Raw genomic sequence first — 18,465 nt, 5'->3', positions numbered from 1 at the left:
AATTAATTGATCATACAAACTCTTTTAGCTTTTAAATGAATTTTTGAATCGAATTTCCGAAATTCTTTAGCTTTTCTTACAAGAGCTACTTTGACGAGAGGGTTTGGTGACGCGGTGAAAATTCCTTGATAATCACCTCCTTCTTTAAAATATGTATCGCACCCGATGGACTATAATCATGTCAAAAATATTGATTGGTTAATAGTTTGTTATATTGTGATATAAGTGAGAAGGATGTCCATTGCAACGATTGAAATTGGAAACACTATAAAGGTTTTCTTTTATGGGTGGGTTGGAGAAGTTATTTAGAAACATGTATTGCCTACTAAATATTTGCTGATATTTGTTGTTCCGTCGTAATGTTTTCTTGTTTTTGATAGAGAGACCGTAAACCAGATGAGAACCCCAGCATGATGACAACTATGATGGCAAATATGCTTCCAGTTGTGAGCATATTTAGCTTAGGTGGTATAAATTCACTGATTGCTCCATATAAGAAATTTCCTAAAGCCATGGCACCTGATGCAAATATAAAGTTGACGCTTGCAACCCTGCCGCGAAATTCATCATTGGCAAATCGTAATACAAATGCTAGATTAATTGCCATAAAAATTGCTTGTGTGCCCCCAACTGTAATTCCTATGAAGAATGCCATATATACTGATTGGGTTAAACCTAGGAAGAACAAAGTGAGTCCACTAGCGATTGCCATTACGATATAAAGAATCCCTTGACCACGCATCGTCGAAATAGATGCTGTACTTAAGTTTCCAATGATTGCACCTAAACCGATGAACATCGTTAATGTTCCATAGACTCCACTATTTCCACCTATTTCTGTAGAAATAAATTCAGGTAATAGAGAGGTATATGCCATCGTTAAGAAACAATGAAAAAACACCATAATAATCATTAATTTTAGTAATGGAGTTCTCTTAATATAAACAAATCCATCTATTACAGGTGTAAAGACATTTTTGATATTCAACCGTTTAGTAATATGAATAGCTTGTGAGAAGCGAACCCATAATGACTGAATTCCAGCTGCTAAATAAAGAAAAAAGCATAATCCAAATACTGCATATGGACCAAATAATACAAGAATCGGGCTTGCAATCGCTGAACCTAAAAAACCGGCCCCATGTGAGATTGTACCTTGTAATGCAGTACCATTAAATAAGATTTCTTTCGGAATTAAATTTGGCATCATCGCATTTGTACACGTCATTTGGATATTGAAACAAATACCTAATAAAAATGCACAAGCGATAATCCCCCAAGGAGTAACTAAGCCAACTATACATAAAATGGTCAAGGTCCCGAGATTGGTTGCATTCACAAATATGGCAAACGTTAATAATTTTCTACGATGTATTCGATCGACCAATACACCAATAATCGGTCCGAATAATACACCGGGAATCATCGAAGCAAACATTACCATTCCTACTAATGCTGTTGATTCGGAAATCGAGAAAATAAGCCAACTTGCAGCAATAGTGAAGGCAAACTGTCCTGAATTAGCTAAAGCAGAACTAAACCATAGTAATCGGTAATCACGGTATCCAAGCGAAGCTAATGTTTTCGGAATTTTCACTCGTTTGTCCTCCATACTTGGGAATCTATGAAATTATTTACTTATTGCAACGATCACCTCTATTTCAATAAGCACATCTTTTGGTAGGCGACTGACTTCCACAGTAGACCTTGCCGGGCGATGCTTTTCAAAATAACTTCCATAGACTTCATTTATAATAGAGAATTGTTCGATGTTTTTTACAAAGATTGTAGTTTTTACGATATTCTCCATTGTTATATTTTCTTTTTCAAGAATGGATTTAATATTATTCATGACTTGTTGTGTCTGTACAACAATATCATCTTTAACAACTTCATTTGTAGATGGGTCTACTGGTATTTGGCCAGATAAAAAAATCATATCGTTAAATTGAATTCCTTGTGAATATGGCCCAATGGCTTTAGGAGCATTATCTGTATATATCGTCCTTAGCAATAGTAACAACCCTTCCTATCTGACTTTTCAAATTTCGTCATATGCGTTTAATGCATTTACACTATGTGCGAGTGCAGAACCTGCTTTTAATGCTGTTGCAACAAAAATGGATTCTGCCATCTCTTCACGTGAAATTCCTAATTGTTTCCCCTTTTTCGAATGGGCATCAATGCAATAGGCACATCCTGTTACGTGAGCAACAGCGATTGAAATGAGTTCCTTTTCTTTACGAGATAAATGGCCAGCCTTACTTGCTTGTATATCAAATTTAGCAAAAGCTTCAACAGCATCCGGATGCAATTCTTTTAATTCATTTCGCTTATTCGTATTTGATCGTGCGTATAAGTCCCCTTCAGTGGATTGATCATAAGAACTTAGGGCAATGAATCCGTGAGCAAATGCTGAACCTGCCTTTAAAGCAGTAGCTACCATTACAGCTTCGACAATTTCATCTTTCGAAACCTCTAGCTTCTTTGCAGCTGCTACATGCCCATCAATACAGTAAGGACAACCTGTTACATGGGCAACAGCAATCGCTATTAATTCTTTCGTTCTTCTTGATAGAAGCCCCTCCCCAAGTGCCATCCGGTCAAAGTTTAAAAAAGCTCTGAATGTTTCGGGTGTGAGTTTGCCTAATTCTGCTAATCTACGAATATTTGATCTTTGATATAACCCTTTTTCTTCCATTTAAATTCCTCCTTGATGTAATCACTTTTTTAAAGTAAGTCTTCAAATTCTCTCGCAATTCTTTCTAGTGCTTCCTTAATCATTGGACGAGGAGATGGGATACATATACGTTGGTATTGCAAGCCCTCTTCACCAAACATTTTTCCATCTTCTAATATGACGTTCGCACGATTATAAATACGATCGTGTACCTCATCCGGGGAAATGCCATATCCACTGAAATCCATCCACATAACATACGTTCCTTCTGGAATTCTCACTTTAACCTTTGGCATTCTTTCAGCTAGAAACTGTTTTGAATATTCTAATGTTTCGTCAATATATTCTTTCAGTTGTTCTAACCACTCCTCCCCTTCATTGTAGACAGAAATTAACGCAGCCATCGTGAATGGAGAAGCTAACTGAAAACCTAATGTGTCGTTAAATGTTTTTCGATGATCAGGATTTGGGATGATAATATTTGTACAATGAAGCCCAGCAACATTAAAAGTTTTATTAATAGCTGTACATGTAATAATATGATCATCACTAGTTGATGCCTTGGCGATTGGGATAAATGTTTGATCACGTCTTATCAGGTCTCCATGAATTTCATCTGCAATGATGAGGACATTATGTACCGCACAGATTTCTGATAATTTCTTCAACTCATCCTGATTAAATATTCTTCCAGTCGGGTTATGTGGATTACATAAGATAAACATCTTTGTTGATTCCATTTTTGCCTTTGCCTCGAAGTCTTCAAAATCGATCGTATAATACCCATCCTCATCACAGATTAATGCATTATTTACAACCTTCCTGTTGTTTCCTTCTACAGCAGAAGTGAATGGTGGGTAAACGGGTCGTTGGATGATAACTCCATCCCCAGGTTCAGTGAAGGCCCTAACTGCAATATTTAACGCATGTACTGTTCCCGGACTATAGATGATCTCTTCCCTTTTAATCTCCCAATCGTGTCTTCTCTTAAACCAATTCTGAATGGCTTCATAGTATTCATCTGAAAAAATGGAATACCCATAAATTTGATTGTCTACTATTTTATGTAGCGCTTCGATCAAAGGTTGAGGCACAGGTAGATCCATATCAGCTGTAAATAATGGGATTGTTTCCTCATCGTATCTATCAGTAAAACCACTTTCTTTTAAGAACTTTCCACCATCCCATTTCACTGAGAATGTATTTCGTCGGTTTACTATTTCATTAAAATTGTATTTCATTTGTCTTCCTCCTAAAAAGTTATTAAGTATGAATTTGATGATTAATATTTATTGGATAAATCATAATGATAGGCAGAGGGTTATAAATGGTTTGAAATCGCTTACAATTTTATTTGAATAATAAATCAATCAATTCTCTTAGATTCTTATGAATCGTTTCATATAAGATTGTAGTTATATACCTTTGTCATGAAGTATGTGTTCCTTACTAAAGGTGGGGCAGAAAACATCATTTGACTTGGACTAATTTGGAAACACCTCCCTTCATTTAAAAATCAATCTGACAGGTTACGTTGAGTATTTTTTATAATGATAATTTATTATTATTACTTGATTTTATTATGTTTGACCTGAATCTTTATCTTACGGAGAAATTCACAACACCTTTTTTATGTACTTATAAAAGGTACTAACTGGCAACATGTAATCATTTTCAACTAATATTTAATGTCAATTTTTTGTAGATACCGATAAATTGTTGCATCTGAGCTCTTTAAATTTGCAGCTACTTCAGAAACAGCCCCCTTTATTAAGAAGACGCCCCTTTCATTTAGCTTGCTTACAATCTCCATTTTTTCATCGGGCGACATCCGTTCAGGAGGGACTTCAACCTCTGAAAGGGTTTTCAAAATAATCGATGTTGTAAGATCTTCAATGGAAGTATGTAAATCTTCAAATGTATCACAAGGTTCCCCAAGCTCCCTACCATTCAATTGAAGGCCATTTGCACCAACTTGAGATGAGCCATTAATTAAATTATCGAGAAGATTCTTCGTTTCAATCATGCATCCAACGTCCATATTAAAACAAAGTAATCCAATCACTTCTTCATTTAGATCTTTGATAAAAAATGTAGAAGATTTTACAATTTTTCCTTCTTGCGTTTTGCCAGCATAATTGATTAGGAAATCTTTGTTCGCATACGATTTTTCCTTCAAGATTTTTAATGCTAGATCTGTAATGGAACCTCCGACATTCCGGTTGCTAATATGGTTATTTTTGATGGCAATGATGGAACTTTCCAGATTTCGAATATCATGCAAAACGACCTCGCAATGTTGACCCATTACACTACCTAAAAATTCGACAAGTGGGATATAATTCTGAAGAAGTTCCGAGGCGCTTTTTTTCACCACCATTTAATCAACTCCTTTACAAAAGACTTTTAATGTAAATAAATATTTATCACAATAATGGATTATTGCTTTGATAATTAATTATTAATACATGATATACAGACAGCAAACACTATATTCTATATTTTTTGTAAAATCTAACAACTTTTTATCCATAAAAAAAGTTCCCCAACGACTTATTTAAAAAGTCTTCGGGGAACATCTTGAGAAAGAATCTATCACACCAACCTCTTTTTCCTTTTTTCTGTTATCAAGATATTTAGAATGAGGACCACAAACAGTAGAACAAAAGAGACCAAACTAATGATAATGATTGTTTCAATACTCAAGTTCGTCAATCTTGTAAATACGTCAGGTATAATAAGGAATGCTGGTATCACAATGGAAAACCATGTTTTACTCCAAATCGCTGTTGTAATAAAAATACCGCTACATATCACAATTACAATTACATCTGTTGTCTTACCCCCTGTAAAAAACGGATTAATTATTATTGTACTTGCAACCAATATGAGAATCGCTAAAGTTGTTACAATTGCACTTGCAATCATCGCCCCTAAAAAAAACTTCTTCTTTGAATATTGCTTCCTACCAGCATTCTGTAAAAAGTAAACGTAAATCCCAAGCCCCATTACAGCTAAAATGGGCATCCCTATGACTTGGATAATGTTTAGTTCGAACTCTCCTCTTATTGCGGGTCCTATAAGGAAATAGGCAATGACCCCAAGAATATAGAATGGTAGAAATTTTACAAGTTGTTTATAATCTGTCTTCATTTCCTGTTTTAATGAAGCCATATATTGTTCTGGTGTTTGATCAATAATATCATTTATGCTGCGCCCGCTTTTCTCGACTTCGATGAGATGATCTTTTAACTCTTCTATTAACTCCTTTACATCTTGATCTTTTTTTCCTGACATCATTAAGTAAATTTTGAGATTGTCTATAAATGCCTCACTTTTTGCTGATAGCATATCTTTACCTTCCTTTCAATAATTCGTTCACTGGTTTTGAAATTTGTTCCCATTCCTCGGTAATACTCTCTAATGCCTCCTGCCCCGTGTCTGTCAAAAAATAATATTTCCGATTTGGTCCTGATTCAGAGGGTCTCATTTCTCCCCGAATGAGTCCATTCTTTTGGAGACGTAATAATATGGGGTAAATGGTTCCTTCGCTCACATCAGCCAAACCAATATTCAGCAGTTTTTGTGAAAGCTCATAGCCATAGACAGGTTCCTTTTCAATGACAGCCAAAACACATCCGTCTAAAATTCCTTTTAACAATTGGCTTCTTATCGACATTTCATCATACTGCCTCCTCTAGTATGTTATACAAGATAGTGAACTAAAAAAATAAGATTATCCACAGGTAGTTGGTTAAACAAGATAGCGGATAAAAAAACAACTACCTTGTAATACAAAATAGTTGTTTTTAGTATAAAGTTATTTCGTTTTTTTGTCAATAGGTTTTATTTTAATTACTTCTCATCATAAGCATTAAGCGCATTCACGCTGTGAGCCAACGCAGATCCTGCTTTTAAGGCAACTGCAACGAAAATAGCTTCTGAGATTTCTTCTAAATCAGCACCTGCTTTTTTCGCATTTTTCGTATGAAGGTCAATGCAGTACGGGCAACCTGTTGTGTGTGCACAAGCAACCGCAATCAACTCTTTATCTTTTTCTGTTATGTTTTGCGCTTTGAGAGACTTCGTGTCAAAATCAATAAATGCTTTAAATGCCTCTCCATTTAATTCAGCAAATTCTTTCAGTCTTGCAAAATAAGCTGCTTTATATAGCTCATTATCACCTTTTCCATCATAAGCATTAAGTGCATTCACTCCATGAGCTAAAGAGGAACCTGCTTTCAATGCTGTCGCTACAAAAATAGCCTCAGTGACTTCTTCTTTCGTAGAGTCATTCTTTTTTGCATTTCCTACATGTAAATCAATGCAATATGGACAACCCGTGATATGAGCTACTGCTACGGCAATCAGTTCCTTCTGTTTCACGGAAAGTCTACCTGCAGCTAATGCTTGGCTATCAAACTTGATGAAAGATTGAAATGCCTCCGACGCATACTTATTCAATTCAGGCAGTCTACCAAAGTATTCTTTTTTGTACAAACTAGTCATATTAAATCTCCCCATTTCCTATTTTTTCACCAAATAATAGACGAATTTCCAAATTCAAATAAGAATTTAAAAAGCCCCTTCCAATGAGGAAGAGGCACTATGTACGTCCACACTCATCTTTCAAGCATACGCTTGCTGGAATTAGCACCTTGTTACATTCATAGTAACGGTTGCTGCGGGATCAACGGACCAGGTTCCTTCCCCGACTCTTGATAAGAGAAAATCGTATTAAATTTGGTATATTTATTAATACCTTACATGAATTGGCAATAGTTTGTCAACATAAGTGTTGGATTATTTTGAAAACGGGACAATGTACCTGTCCCCCTTGACCCACTTATTCAAAGATTAATAGGCCATTCCTCTTTGTTTTCCGCCATATCCCAAAACATGTATTCGTACATGCTAGTTTTAACAACGATTTCTTCAAGTACTGCTAGATCACGTTCTGGTTTTTCACTTGCCATTTCATTGATGAGATTCTTACAATCATCTGCTAACTCAGTAAATTCATCAGATGCATACATTTTTACCCACTCGCCATAAAATTCATGATCTATTGCTCCTGGCCATTTGACTAGCTCTTTCCCAATGAAATTATAGCTCCATGCACAGGCAAGGACAGCTGCAACAATATTTTCAACACCACCAAGTTGAGCTACGTTCAGCATGTAACTTGTGTATGAAGTCGTAGTTGAAGCGGGCTCGGTTGCCTCAAGCTCCTCAGGAGTTATACCAAATTTTGCAGCATATTGGCGGTGAAGATCCATTTCCACTTCCAATGTGCCATGCAAAAGGTTTGCAAAAATGGACATCGTTTTTAAGTCAGGTGCTTTTGCACTCCCTAACGCAAATAGACGGGAGTACTCAATTAGGTACACATAATCCTGCTTCATATAATGCTTGAATTTATCCTTATCTAACCAACCTTCGCCAATCCCTTTCACAAAAGGATGCTCCAAATACGAATTCCAAATCGGCTCTACTCGATTCCATATTCGATCTGTAAATAAACTGCTCACTTTCATTTCCCCTTTCAACTAGTTGACTTCAGGGAGGATACAAAATAAAAACCCATCACTAGTGTCTAGAAATGGGTTCGGCAAATTTAATCGTTTACACGAAAAATACCAACCCCACTTCCCTACGCTAGTGTTACCTAGATCAGGTTCAAAGGGTCGATATTTCTATCTCTCAGCATTTGCATGCTCCCCTAGTCGAATTGTTAGATTATTAAGTTACTAGATACTAGTTAAACATAGCAATGGAAATAAAACAAGAGGGACAGTAGACCAAACCTGAGCGAACTAGTTCAATGGATAAATATTGAGTATCCCCCAATTATTGGGTTCACATTTTTAAATTTTTTCAAGAAACCACCTGTAAGTTTTACAGATTGATTGGATATTAAAGCGAGTTAGATAATATAGGAGCAGAAATTTCTCTTATGTATCAAATAGAACTGAAAATAGATTAAACAGCCGGAAAGATTCCGACTATTGATTCAAAAAACGTGTAAATCGGCAATTTTTCTTTACTTAATCGGAAAATCTCCGCTTAAAAATATCATTGATTACTCAATTATAATCCACATTCTAAATCACAAAAAGTTCAGACACCCCCATTTTTGAACTCAAATAGCAGGTGTTTTACGAGGTAATGGAGAAGTAATAAAAATATCCCAAACTTAGGAGGTATAGCATGGAGATTTATACATTTAACAAAGATCGAGGTAAACGAATTTCACAATTTAATTCGGACTTTATTATGAACCGTATTATACGTACAAATATGACAACTCAGATCGGGTGTATGCATTTAGATAAGAATGGGATCGTGGGTTTTCATCAAGCTGTGGTCCCGCAATTTTTATTAATTGTAAAAGGTGAAGGGTTTGTCCGCGGCGAAAATGATGAATACTGTAAGGTAGAGCCTGGGGATGCCGTTTTTTGGGAAAAAGATGAATGGCATGAAACGAAAACGGATACTGGATTAACAGCGATTGTCATTGAAAGTGAGGATTTGTCCCCTTCCCTTTTTATTCCATTGAAGTATTCATGATAAGTTTATTGCAATTTATTAGTTTGAAACTATTACCTTCTTAAATCGTATTTTAAATATGAAATGGAGGTGCTTTTTTGGGTACTTTTAGCTCGATAGCTATTATAGTTGCAGGAGTATTTATCATTTATTTAGGTTATCTAATCCGTGTAAAAAAGAAGTTATCCTTAATTATCGGTTTTAGTGAAACTACCTTTTATGGTGAAAAAGATAAATATGCAAAAAGAACTGGAGTGACTGCAATAATCTTGAGAGTTATTGTCCTTTTAATGCCTCTTGTAGTATCGGTTTTTGGCGAAAGTGTTATACAAATATATAAAGTTATTATTGGAGTTTATATCGTAAAAATGCTCATTGTTGCTAATTATTGGCGACTCCGATTTTAGAGCGGATGGAATAGGGACAGCGATTGCTGTGTCCAAAAAACTATATTGTTTTCCCTTTTTTCTTCGCATCTGCATCTAAACCTACACCAATTGCAATGCCCATACTCATTCCAATTGGTAGTCCTAAGCCAATATTATCAAATATGGTTAATCCAAACACAACGCCCATACTAATTCCTATCGACAAGAATAATGATAGGTACATTCCTTCTTGCACCAATTTATGCTTCTTTTCAAGATGAGAGACAATGTCATGGATCACTTTTTTATGTTGTTTAATATCCATATCAATCTCTTTTGCGTTAGATTCTAGTTGAACGAAATGATTTTTTAATTTAAGCAAATGCTGCTGACATTCTTCACAGGTTACCGAAAAAGAATCCAACTTATTAACTACTCGTTCACATTTATTCAAATCCAGCTTTTTTGAACTTTCTTTACTGATGGTACTTCTCAGTTTACTTATAATCGCTTTTATAGCATCTACATGCTTTTCCAACCTCCAGCACCTCCTTACCAGAAATAAGATAATAAAAAAAATGGGTGAACACAGTTATGATATACATTATCAGCATTACATTTCTCTTATATTTAATTTACGAATCAAACATGATTTAGTTTCATTTTTTCTAAAATCCGCAAAAAGAATGGGCAATATTCAATCAAATAACGTCAACCATATGTGATCATGGGAAAGAGGGGCAAAGTCCATTTGCCCCTTTCTAAAAATTACTCCTTATTATTACTTGGAATCAGGATCTGCCCGCTCCAATCTTTTTTCAACAATGTTTGAAGAATCAGCTTGGATAAGAGTGTTGGTTGATATGGCTTGATTAAATACTCATTCGCCCCAAGTTCTAACCCTTTTTCCTTTTCGTCTAGCGCCGAAGAGATAAAGATTGGGATATCTTTTAATTCATCGATTTCTTTCATTTGTTTGATGACATCCCAGCCGTTCATTCCTCCTTCTTCAAGCATGATATCAAGTACGACTGCGTCAGGTCGCTCCGTCTTAATATCCTTTAATGCAGATTCTCCATCATTAAATACTTTTACATGAAAATTACTTTCTTCTAACTCCGTTTGTAAAAGGTGTGCAAGACTACCATCATCCTCAACAATAATAACGTTTACTTTCCCTTGTTGATTTTGGACCGTTTCTTTTGATGGAGAATGCTCAGATTTTCCAAGAACGAGAGGAAAGCTTACTGTAAATGCACTACCTTCTTTATAAACAGATTGGACGGAGACTTCACCATTATGTCCTTTTACAATTTCTTTTACAATCGCAAGGCCTAGTCCAGTTCCGCCAATTTTACGGCGATCGGTATTGTCGACTCGGAAGAATTTCGTAAATAATTGATCTAGGGCATCCTCTGGTATTCCAAGCCCCTCATCTTTTATTTCGACTTTTAAGTAAGTTTCTTCTTCATACACAGTCACAAAAATATTTCCACCATCAGGGGAATATTTGATTGCATTGCTAATCAAATTATTAAAGACTTGGGAAATCTTATCCTTGTCTCCGAGCACCATTGTATAATCCGTCTTCACTTCAAAATGGAAAACATGATTTGGATTATTAAGATCATGTGTCTCGATGATGCTACTTAGAAGTGGAATGATGTCATCATACTTTTTCTCATATGTTTGTTTTCCAGATTCCAAACGTTGAACATCTAAAAAATCATTAATCAGTGATGTTAATCTCTTTGCTTCTCGATAAATGGTTGTTAAATATTTCTTTTGCCGCTCTGGCTTTAACTCTTTATTAAGCATAAGCTCTGTAAAACCTAGCACACTTGCTAGAGGTGTTCGTAATTCATGACTTACTGTGCTTACAAATTCAGATTTCATTACATCCACTTCATATTCCTTTGTAATATCACGGTGGACAATGACCGTTCCAAGTTTCGCTCCACTTTTTGTAAGCGGCTCACAATATACTTGAACCACTCGATGAGTTGGACTATGTTGATGATAAATGAATGATGGTTGATCTGTTTTATTTTCAAATAGAATAGAGTTAAAAAACTTTTTAAGTTCCAATCCATTTTCAACTGAATTTAATAAATCGCTAATCCAATTTTCATATGTCTTATGAATGAATGTTGAAGAATCACAATCAACCATATCGCACAGTTTTTGGTTAACCTGAATAACCTCCCCTGAAACGTCGACAAGTTGAATTCCTTCCTTAATCGTATCTAAAATATCCTGTGTTAATAGGCGCTCTTCTTCAGATTGTTCAAACATCTTAATTTTATCTAAGGAAATAGCGATTTGTTTACTCAAGCTATCATATTCATTCATTTCACTGTCATCAAAGGATTTATCATGACGTGAAAACATCATAACAGCTTCCACATTTCCTGATGCTGAAGATACTGGCAGGTAGAGATCATATGAATAAGAAATGGAAGTATGATAAGCCTTTTCCGCTAACGTACTTTCACGTTTAATCGTGTATGGTTTTTTTGTCTCCTTAAGCCTTACGATGAATCCAGAATTTAAGTGATTAATAAATTGCTCAACACCCTGTTCAGATACTCCAAAACTGGCATGCTTATAATCTCGATCAAGTAAAACGATGATTCCTTTATCAGCACCGATTATATTACACATTGTTCTTACGATACTTGTTATTACTACATTTTTATCAAGGGAATTTGCTATTCCCTTAATTAAATCATTTCTTTTCTGAAGCTCTAATTCACGACTTTCCATCGCTTCTAACATTACCTCGAGCTCGATTTGTTGAGCTTGAAGCTCATCCTGTTGTGCTAAAAGCTCTTCATTTTGTGCACTTAAATCCTGTTCTTTATCTTGGATACTTTTGTTCATTTTTTCGAAGGCTTTTGATAGTAAACCGATCTCATCATCCCGATTAGTTGTATCTGTAAATATTGTGGTATGCCCGTCAGCTATTTCCCCTGCAGATACAGTTAGTTTATTCAACGGTCTACGTATTCTGCCGACCATGGCAAGAACATAAATGACCATTCCAGAAATTAAGATACATAATGCAATTACCAAAATTAGCTGACTATAGAAAATTTTCCTAGTAAGTTCACCATGTATGCTAGAAAGCTGTTCATGGAGCACATCTGTATATTCCTTAAAACTACTTTGATAGGAACGAATCATTTGGGTAGCATTTTGAGTAGCAATTTCTGTAACCTCATCAAATTGCTTATGATCATAGTAGTCTTTTGATTTAGGTACGATATCATTAAAATAATAGCTATAGAAATCACGGGTTTCTTCTAGCAAGAGGATATCCTCTTCATTGTCGGCAACATCTTTTAGGGAATCCATTTTATCCTCTACTACACTCTTTTGTTTCAGGACATTTTCAAAATAGGATGGTTCCCCATTGTATGCCAAATAAGCCCTCATTTCGGAAATCGCCAAATTAAGCGAATATCGCAAGTCAGTTGCAAGCTTTTCCTTTTTTTCTAGCCTTTCATTTAACCCGTCATAATGAGTAGTTACCCGGTTTTGATAAATCATGAAAACCGCAAGCAACATACTAAAAGCAATAATGATCGTGATGGTTAATATAATAAATTGTTTCACTAAGCTTGTCTTTAAGTATTTATTTAGCTTCACCCAGGATCTCCTCAATTCTATCAACAAGCTGTAAAGGACTAAACGGTTTGCTCATAAAATAATCAGCACCGGCATCTAACACTTTTTGCTGGTCTGTTGATTGACTTTTCGCACTTAACATCATGATCTTGGTCTGATTATTATCTTTTCGAATCATTTCGATTAATTCTAATCCAGAGTACACGGGCATCATATAGTCTAGTATAATAAGATCATATGAATTTTTCTTAATTAGGTTATATGCTTCTTCACCGTCACAGGCTTCATCAATTGAATATCCCTCATCTTCAAGTGTATCGACGACTAGCATTCGAAGGACTTCTTCGTCTTCAGCAAGTAATATTTTTGCCATATTTCAACCCCACTTTCTCCTATGTAATATAGACTGATTGATAAAGGATCAATCAGTCTTCTCGTTATCCAACTTCGCGTCTTTATAAGCATCTTTTAAAATGTAATAAGAGGATTTCAAACGCTCGTGATAGATGGGTTCCTCCCAATTATCCCAAGCATATTTCATCCATTCCCCTTCAACTGCTGGTACACGCTGTTCCATTTCTCTGTTGTTATTCGTAACAATAATCGCTGCTGATATCGATTCAATGGATTGAGAGCTATTTATACCATCTTTTGACCAAATATCACCCATGATTTCCTTTTGGCTCGGGTCTTTTACATTTAGCATAAGCCATGGTATACGGATTTCCATCATTCCATCTTTGGTATAAAAATCGGCAAGTGAATTAAACTCTTTTGATGCAGGGTTTCCAATCCCATATTGCAACCTACCCGTTTCATAGGCCGAAAATGGCACTGAAATTGAACCCTCTCGTTTATTTATCGTCAATTCTTTATTTAGTGTTAAGCGTATCGAATGGTACGTCCCGTTATTTTTTATATTGGCATAAGAATGAGTCTGGATCATTTTTAGTACATGGCCATAGTGATAATAGAATGTATCATAATAGCTATCAATCAAAACCCTTGAGCTATCCTTCCCCTGCAATTGCACTAGAAAATCGATTCCTTCTTCGTTTGCCTCTGGGATATCAGGAATGGAGGATTGACCTTGTTTCTCAATGGTGTCTAATAAAATAGACGTTTGATACTCGTGTTCATTCCATTTTTCCTGATCATAGTCGATTCGAATATAAAGCGCTCGAGCATCGCTTGACATATACACGTCTATAATTGGTCCATTATTTAGTTTTGATTGGATTGGTTTTTCATTTCTTTCCTTCCAATCAGACGGACTGCCATCAACCGTTAGCTGTGTTTCTTGCGTATCTGGATCAAAGCTTAGTAAACCAAAATGCTGCTCATTTGTTTGGATATTATCCCAAAATGGTCTTCTGTCAGGATTATCGTAATCCATCGTGTTCCAGGTTCGTTTAAACCACTCATCTTGCCAAGAGAAGACAAGTCCCCCTGCCATTTTTTCTTCCACAATGTCCTCATATAATCTTTTCACATATTGACCCTGTTCTTGTTCTGAATGGTTACCTTGATCAAATCCGTATATATTCTCATGGGTCAACCCCCGGGATGCAGGAATTCCAAATTCCGCAACTAGCACGGGAATGCTATGATTTGCTTTCATATCATGTAAATAACCTGCATAGTTATTTTTTTCTCCCCGATGATCCACATAACTCACATATTTTTCTTCAAAGTTTAAAAAATCTGGATAGTAAGGGTAGATATGATAGGACGCAAATAGACCTGGAAAAAACGTTTCTTTTGCTTTAATATGATTTGGATTCACTGATACAAGATCTTCTTTTTCACTCGGTTCAGAAGGATGTTCCAGTAAGTCAGTCGTTACCCAATTTGTAAAACTCATCGGATGCTGCCACTCATAGTGTTCAGCCTCATACATTGCTGTGAAATCCATCATTTCAGCCAGCCAGGTTTCAAATGGTGTTGAATTCTTCGTCATGATATAGGTTCCATCATAATTCGTTTTGGTAGGATTCTTTTCATTTGTACCCACGACACCATCAGGGTCCCATTCCACACCAATAATCCAGCCTAATAGATAAGGGGAGAGATCACGAACATATTGACCACTTGCATGTCCTGGTCTTTCCTCAATCTTCGCATTACCGTGAATCAGATCCACAATCCGTTTAATTTCTTCCTTAAAATCATTCATTACAGCTGGGTCATAGGCATTTTTCTTTTCTAAAAATGTCTCTTCATTTACCCAAACTCCATGAAAGAGGTAGATTGGATCTTTCCGATTACGATTATGCTCGTAAAGTGCCTCGTAGAATGCAGGAGGATGTATTGTATATACGCGCAGTGCATTCGCATTCATTTCACTTATTTGATCAAACCACCAGGCATACTCTTGTTTCGTAATCTTTGTTTCCCCTGGGAATGAGCCGGGTTTTGCAATCCCCATATTCACCCCTTTAATGAGAAGATCCTCCCAAGCACCATTTCGATATACTTGGAGATAATCATTACTCGTTTTTCCGATAACCTTCATGCCCGCTTCTTCTTTAATATCTGGTTCGACTATTTTTTCATGTTTAGATTCATCTTTTTTTGTTGTTAAGATTTCAGCCATCATTGGGACAAAAGCTTTCCAATAAAATGTATCGGTTCTCCCTTTTTGCTCAAAGGAAAATATCTTTTGCCACCAAGTTATTCCACTTAATTGATAAATACCAGGGACTTTTTCCTGGTCTGCAAAGTCCCCTGCGAAATAGTAGGTATCATAGGATTCATCACTATGATGCACGACTGCTGGGAACGTTAATGGAATGTTGTATTCTTTTAATTTATTTTCTCCATCTTCTGATAAAGACAACTCAAATGTTGCTTGAACTTCCTTTTTGTCAAATGCTTCAACTATATCAAACCAATAATTGTATTGAACGCTTTGTTTGATGTCATATTCATCTAACCCACTTTTTGTTAAAGTAAACATGACATGGTTGCTTTTCAAATCCTTCTCTGTTAAAACAATCACATGATTAGTTTCATTAACAAGCACTAATCCATTTCCTTTAAAAGTATAGGCCTGACCATATTGCCTTTCATAGTTTTGTTTAAGCCACACTGGTACCTCATCATTACTTAAATCATTAAAATAACGTCCGATCCAACCTGTCCATTTTACATGTAGTAAATCATAAAATTCCTCTCTTACGTGTTTTTCAGTTGGGGAACCGAATGTATTAAATTCGGCTATGAATGTTTGCTTATTTTCCATCAAAGATGTACGTATGGAATGAACCTCCTCAGATGTCATTCCTCCATACAAGAGTTCAGAACGGTTACCCTCTTGATTAGGGCCTAGATATTCATCTTTATATACACCATATCCATCTGCTAAATACAGGACTTCGTAAGGTGATAAGTCTTCTGGAAGCTTTCTTATTTTAAAATCGGGTGGCTGATCTGTCGGGACAAAACCAACATAGTCCTTTTCCGGATTATATACTTCATTTTCGCCCTTTTTTAATTTAAAATGATTGAGTACCCAAACTAACCCCTTATGTTCACGATAAGATTGATCTGGCACAGTTTTGTCGATTATTAACACATTTAATTCTTTTGAATCCTTTATTTGCCACAACCATAGCGGTGTCGTAAATAAAATGATTAACAGGAAGAAACCAATCGTAATGAAACCATTTCTTTTACTCATTTGCTACACCTTTTCTAACCATTTCCCCCCAGCCTTTTTTACCGATTACCATTTCAATCATTCCTTCTACACGCCAAAGGACTGTTAAGGGTCGGTACCAAATTGTTTCAGTAAGGGAAATTAAAAATAAAATCACAAAATGTTTAACCTTTGAATACCTTTCCATACTCCATTCCTCAAATAACACAGCCGCCGTCGAATAGATAGAGCCATAAATTAAGGAAAGAAGAAAAAATAGAATGGCATAATCTATATAAATGCTCTTTGTAAAAATGGAAACGATCAGCAGAATATACCCTATTAATTCAATGAGTGGACCCAAAAATTCAATAAAAAAGAAATAAGGCATCGCAATCATGCCAATTGAACCATATTTCGGGTTTAGCATTAATTTTCTATGGATCCATAAACTCTCAAACAAACCTCGATGCCATCTCTTTCTTTGACGGCGTAGATATTTTATGGATTCTGGTGCTTCTGTCCAGCAAACTGGATCCGGAACATAAATGATCTTTTTGTTTGCTTTCTTTTCCTTAATCAGTTTGTGTAGACGAACGACAAGCTCCATGTCCTCACCAACTGTGTGGGCATAGCCCCCCGCTTCAATAACCCATTTTTTTGAAAAAACACCAAATGCACCGGATACGATGAGAAGAAGGTTATTCTGACTTAATCCCACACGCCCCGTTAAAAATGCGCGCAAATATTCAATCACCTGCATCACAACAATCGGTTTATGAGATAACCCTGTACTAATAAGTTCTCCGTTTTGGATGACACACCCGTTCGCAATCCTTACACTTCCCCCTGAAGCGATGACTTCATCATCCGACTCAATGATTGGTTTTAATACTTTTAAGAATGCGTTTCGTTCAATAATTGAATCACCATCTAAAGAACAGAAATAAGGATATCTTGAAAAATTAATCCCTGCATTCAAAGCATCTGCTTTACCACCGTTTTCTTTATCTAAAACAAGTAGGTTAGAGTAAAGTAAAGATTGATATACGCCTTTCACTTCTTTTGTATGAAGCTGCTTTCGGATCACACGATTCACTTTAACTAATTTAAACCTCGAGATTAATTTTTCAAGGGTATCATCACTTGAACCGTCATTAATAATGATAATTTCATACTCCGGATATTCAATACTTAAAAGAGAACGTATACTGCCATAAATTCCAGCGGATTCATTATAAGCAGGAACTAGGATCGAAACCGGCTTCGTATTCTCAGACAATAATAGATCTGCATAGGGTTCAAAATCATCAAGCTGATAGCTTTTGCGAATTTGAAAAAAAGAAAGGAGTAGCATACCACCGTAAACAATAATAATGACAATCATATAAAGTAAAATAAACCAGCTGCCTACAAGTAATAAATCTGACCAATTAATAGGAATAGCTACCTCCCTCCTTCTCCAGCCACTCAACCGCCATATCCTTAGCGTACAAATCATTTGAATGTTCCTTAACATTCATTAAAATGTTTACTCCATCCTTAAATCTCAAAATGGCTTTAGCCGCTTCAGCCCGAACAATATATTCAGGGTCGGA

16 protein-coding genes and 2 riboswitches are annotated in these 18,465 nt (G+C 35.9%); of the genes, 2 read left to right on the top strand and 14 right to left on the bottom strand.

Annotated features, from left to right (window positions below; translation table 11 throughout):
* Positions 1–325: 325 nt before the first annotated feature.
* The 9 genes from V7147_RS16730 to tenA form a co-directional block, all read right to left on the bottom strand.
* Complete coding sequence (locus V7147_RS16730; protein WP_335368969.1) at positions 326–1,597, bottom strand: MFS transporter; 1,272 nt, start codon at positions 1,595–1,597, stop codon at positions 326–328.
* A 33-nt stretch (positions 1,598–1,630) separates the two neighbouring features.
* Positions 1,631–2,014 carry a RidA family protein gene (locus tag V7147_RS16725; RefSeq protein ID WP_335368968.1) on the bottom strand — a complete coding sequence of 128 codons (384 nt, stop codon included), beginning with the start codon at positions 2,012–2,014 and terminating at the stop codon, positions 1,631–1,633.
* A 27-nt stretch (positions 2,015–2,041) separates the two neighbouring features.
* Entirely contained in the window at positions 2,042–2,701 is a 660-nt protein-coding gene (locus tag V7147_RS16720; RefSeq protein WP_335368967.1) for a carboxymuconolactone decarboxylase family protein, read from the bottom strand.
* A 29-nt stretch (positions 2,702–2,730) separates the two neighbouring features.
* Positions 2,731–3,921 (bottom strand): MalY/PatB family protein, encoded by a 1,191-nt coding sequence (locus V7147_RS16715; protein ID WP_335368966.1) that lies wholly within the window; start codon positions 3,919–3,921, stop codon positions 2,731–2,733.
* Positions 3,922–4,358: 437 nt separating this feature from the next.
* Entirely contained in the window at positions 4,359–5,060 is a 702-nt protein-coding gene (locus V7147_RS16710; RefSeq protein ID WP_335368965.1) for a helix-turn-helix transcriptional regulator, read from the bottom strand.
* 215 nt (positions 5,061–5,275) lie between these two features.
* A complete protein-coding gene (locus tag V7147_RS16705; protein WP_335368964.1) occupies positions 5,276–6,031 on the bottom strand; it encodes an HAAS domain-containing protein in 756 nt (251 codons plus the stop codon).
* Positions 6,032–6,035: 4 nt separating this feature from the next.
* Positions 6,036–6,359 (bottom strand): PadR family transcriptional regulator, encoded by a 324-nt coding sequence (locus V7147_RS16700; RefSeq protein WP_335368963.1) that lies wholly within the window; start codon positions 6,357–6,359, stop codon positions 6,036–6,038.
* A 176-nt stretch (positions 6,360–6,535) separates the two neighbouring features.
* Entirely contained in the window at positions 6,536–7,189 is a 654-nt protein-coding gene (locus tag V7147_RS16695; protein WP_335368962.1) for a carboxymuconolactone decarboxylase family protein, read from the bottom strand.
* A gap of 110 nt (positions 7,190–7,299) precedes the next feature.
* Positions 7,300–7,408: riboswitch (SAM riboswitch) on the bottom strand.
* A 122-nt stretch (positions 7,409–7,530) separates the two neighbouring features.
* The gene (gene tenA, locus V7147_RS16690; protein ID WP_335368961.1) at positions 7,531–8,217 is read right to left on the bottom strand and encodes a thiaminase II; all 687 of its coding nucleotides are present in this window, start codon (positions 8,215–8,217) and stop codon (positions 7,531–7,533) included.
* Positions 8,218–8,313: 96 nt separating this feature from the next.
* A riboswitch (TPP riboswitch) is annotated at positions 8,314–8,414 on the bottom strand.
* A 476-nt stretch (positions 8,415–8,890) separates the two neighbouring features.
* Between tenA and V7147_RS16685 the strand changes: the two genes are divergently transcribed.
* Positions 8,891–9,250 (top strand): cupin domain-containing protein, encoded by a 360-nt coding sequence (locus V7147_RS16685; RefSeq protein ID WP_335368960.1) that lies wholly within the window; start codon positions 8,891–8,893, stop codon positions 9,248–9,250.
* Between the two features lie 77 nt (positions 9,251–9,327).
* Positions 9,328–9,636 (top strand): DUF3784 domain-containing protein, encoded by a 309-nt coding sequence (locus V7147_RS16680; RefSeq protein ID WP_335368959.1) that lies wholly within the window; start codon positions 9,328–9,330, stop codon positions 9,634–9,636.
* 40 nt (positions 9,637–9,676) lie between these two features.
* On the opposite strand, the gene V7147_RS16675 is transcribed toward V7147_RS16680, so the two are convergent.
* The 5 genes from V7147_RS16675 to V7147_RS16655 form a co-directional block, all read right to left on the bottom strand.
* Complete coding sequence (locus V7147_RS16675) at positions 9,677–10,135, bottom strand: hypothetical protein (RefSeq protein WP_335368958.1); 459 nt, start codon at positions 10,133–10,135, stop codon at positions 9,677–9,679.
* 230 nt (positions 10,136–10,365) lie between these two features.
* Entirely contained in the window at positions 10,366–13,248 is a 2,883-nt protein-coding gene (locus V7147_RS16670; protein ID WP_335368957.1) for an ATP-binding protein, read from the bottom strand.
* Positions 13,235–13,600 carry a response regulator transcription factor gene (locus V7147_RS16665; protein ID WP_335368956.1) on the bottom strand — a complete coding sequence of 122 codons (366 nt, stop codon included), beginning with the start codon at positions 13,598–13,600 and terminating at the stop codon, positions 13,235–13,237. The genes V7147_RS16670 and V7147_RS16665 overlap by 14 nt, the downstream gene beginning before the upstream one ends.
* Positions 13,601–13,648: 48 nt before the next feature.
* On the bottom strand, positions 13,649–16,909 hold the full coding sequence (locus V7147_RS16660) for a hypothetical protein (protein WP_335368955.1): 3,261 nt from the start codon (positions 16,907–16,909) through the stop codon (positions 13,649–13,651).
* Positions 16,902–18,254 (bottom strand): glycosyltransferase family 2 protein, encoded by a 1,353-nt coding sequence (locus tag V7147_RS16655; protein WP_335368970.1) that lies wholly within the window; start codon positions 18,252–18,254, stop codon positions 16,902–16,904. Before V7147_RS16655 ends, V7147_RS16660 begins: the two co-directional genes overlap by 8 nt.
* Positions 18,255–18,465 lie beyond the last annotated feature (211 nt).

The organism is Bacillus sp. JJ1521, from assembly GCF_036965165.1.
Lineage (GTDB): Bacteria > Bacillota > Bacilli > Bacillales > Bacillaceae_L > Ferdinandcohnia.
Note: the sequence above shows the minus strand (reverse complement) of the source record. Positions and strands in the feature narration are given on the sequence as shown.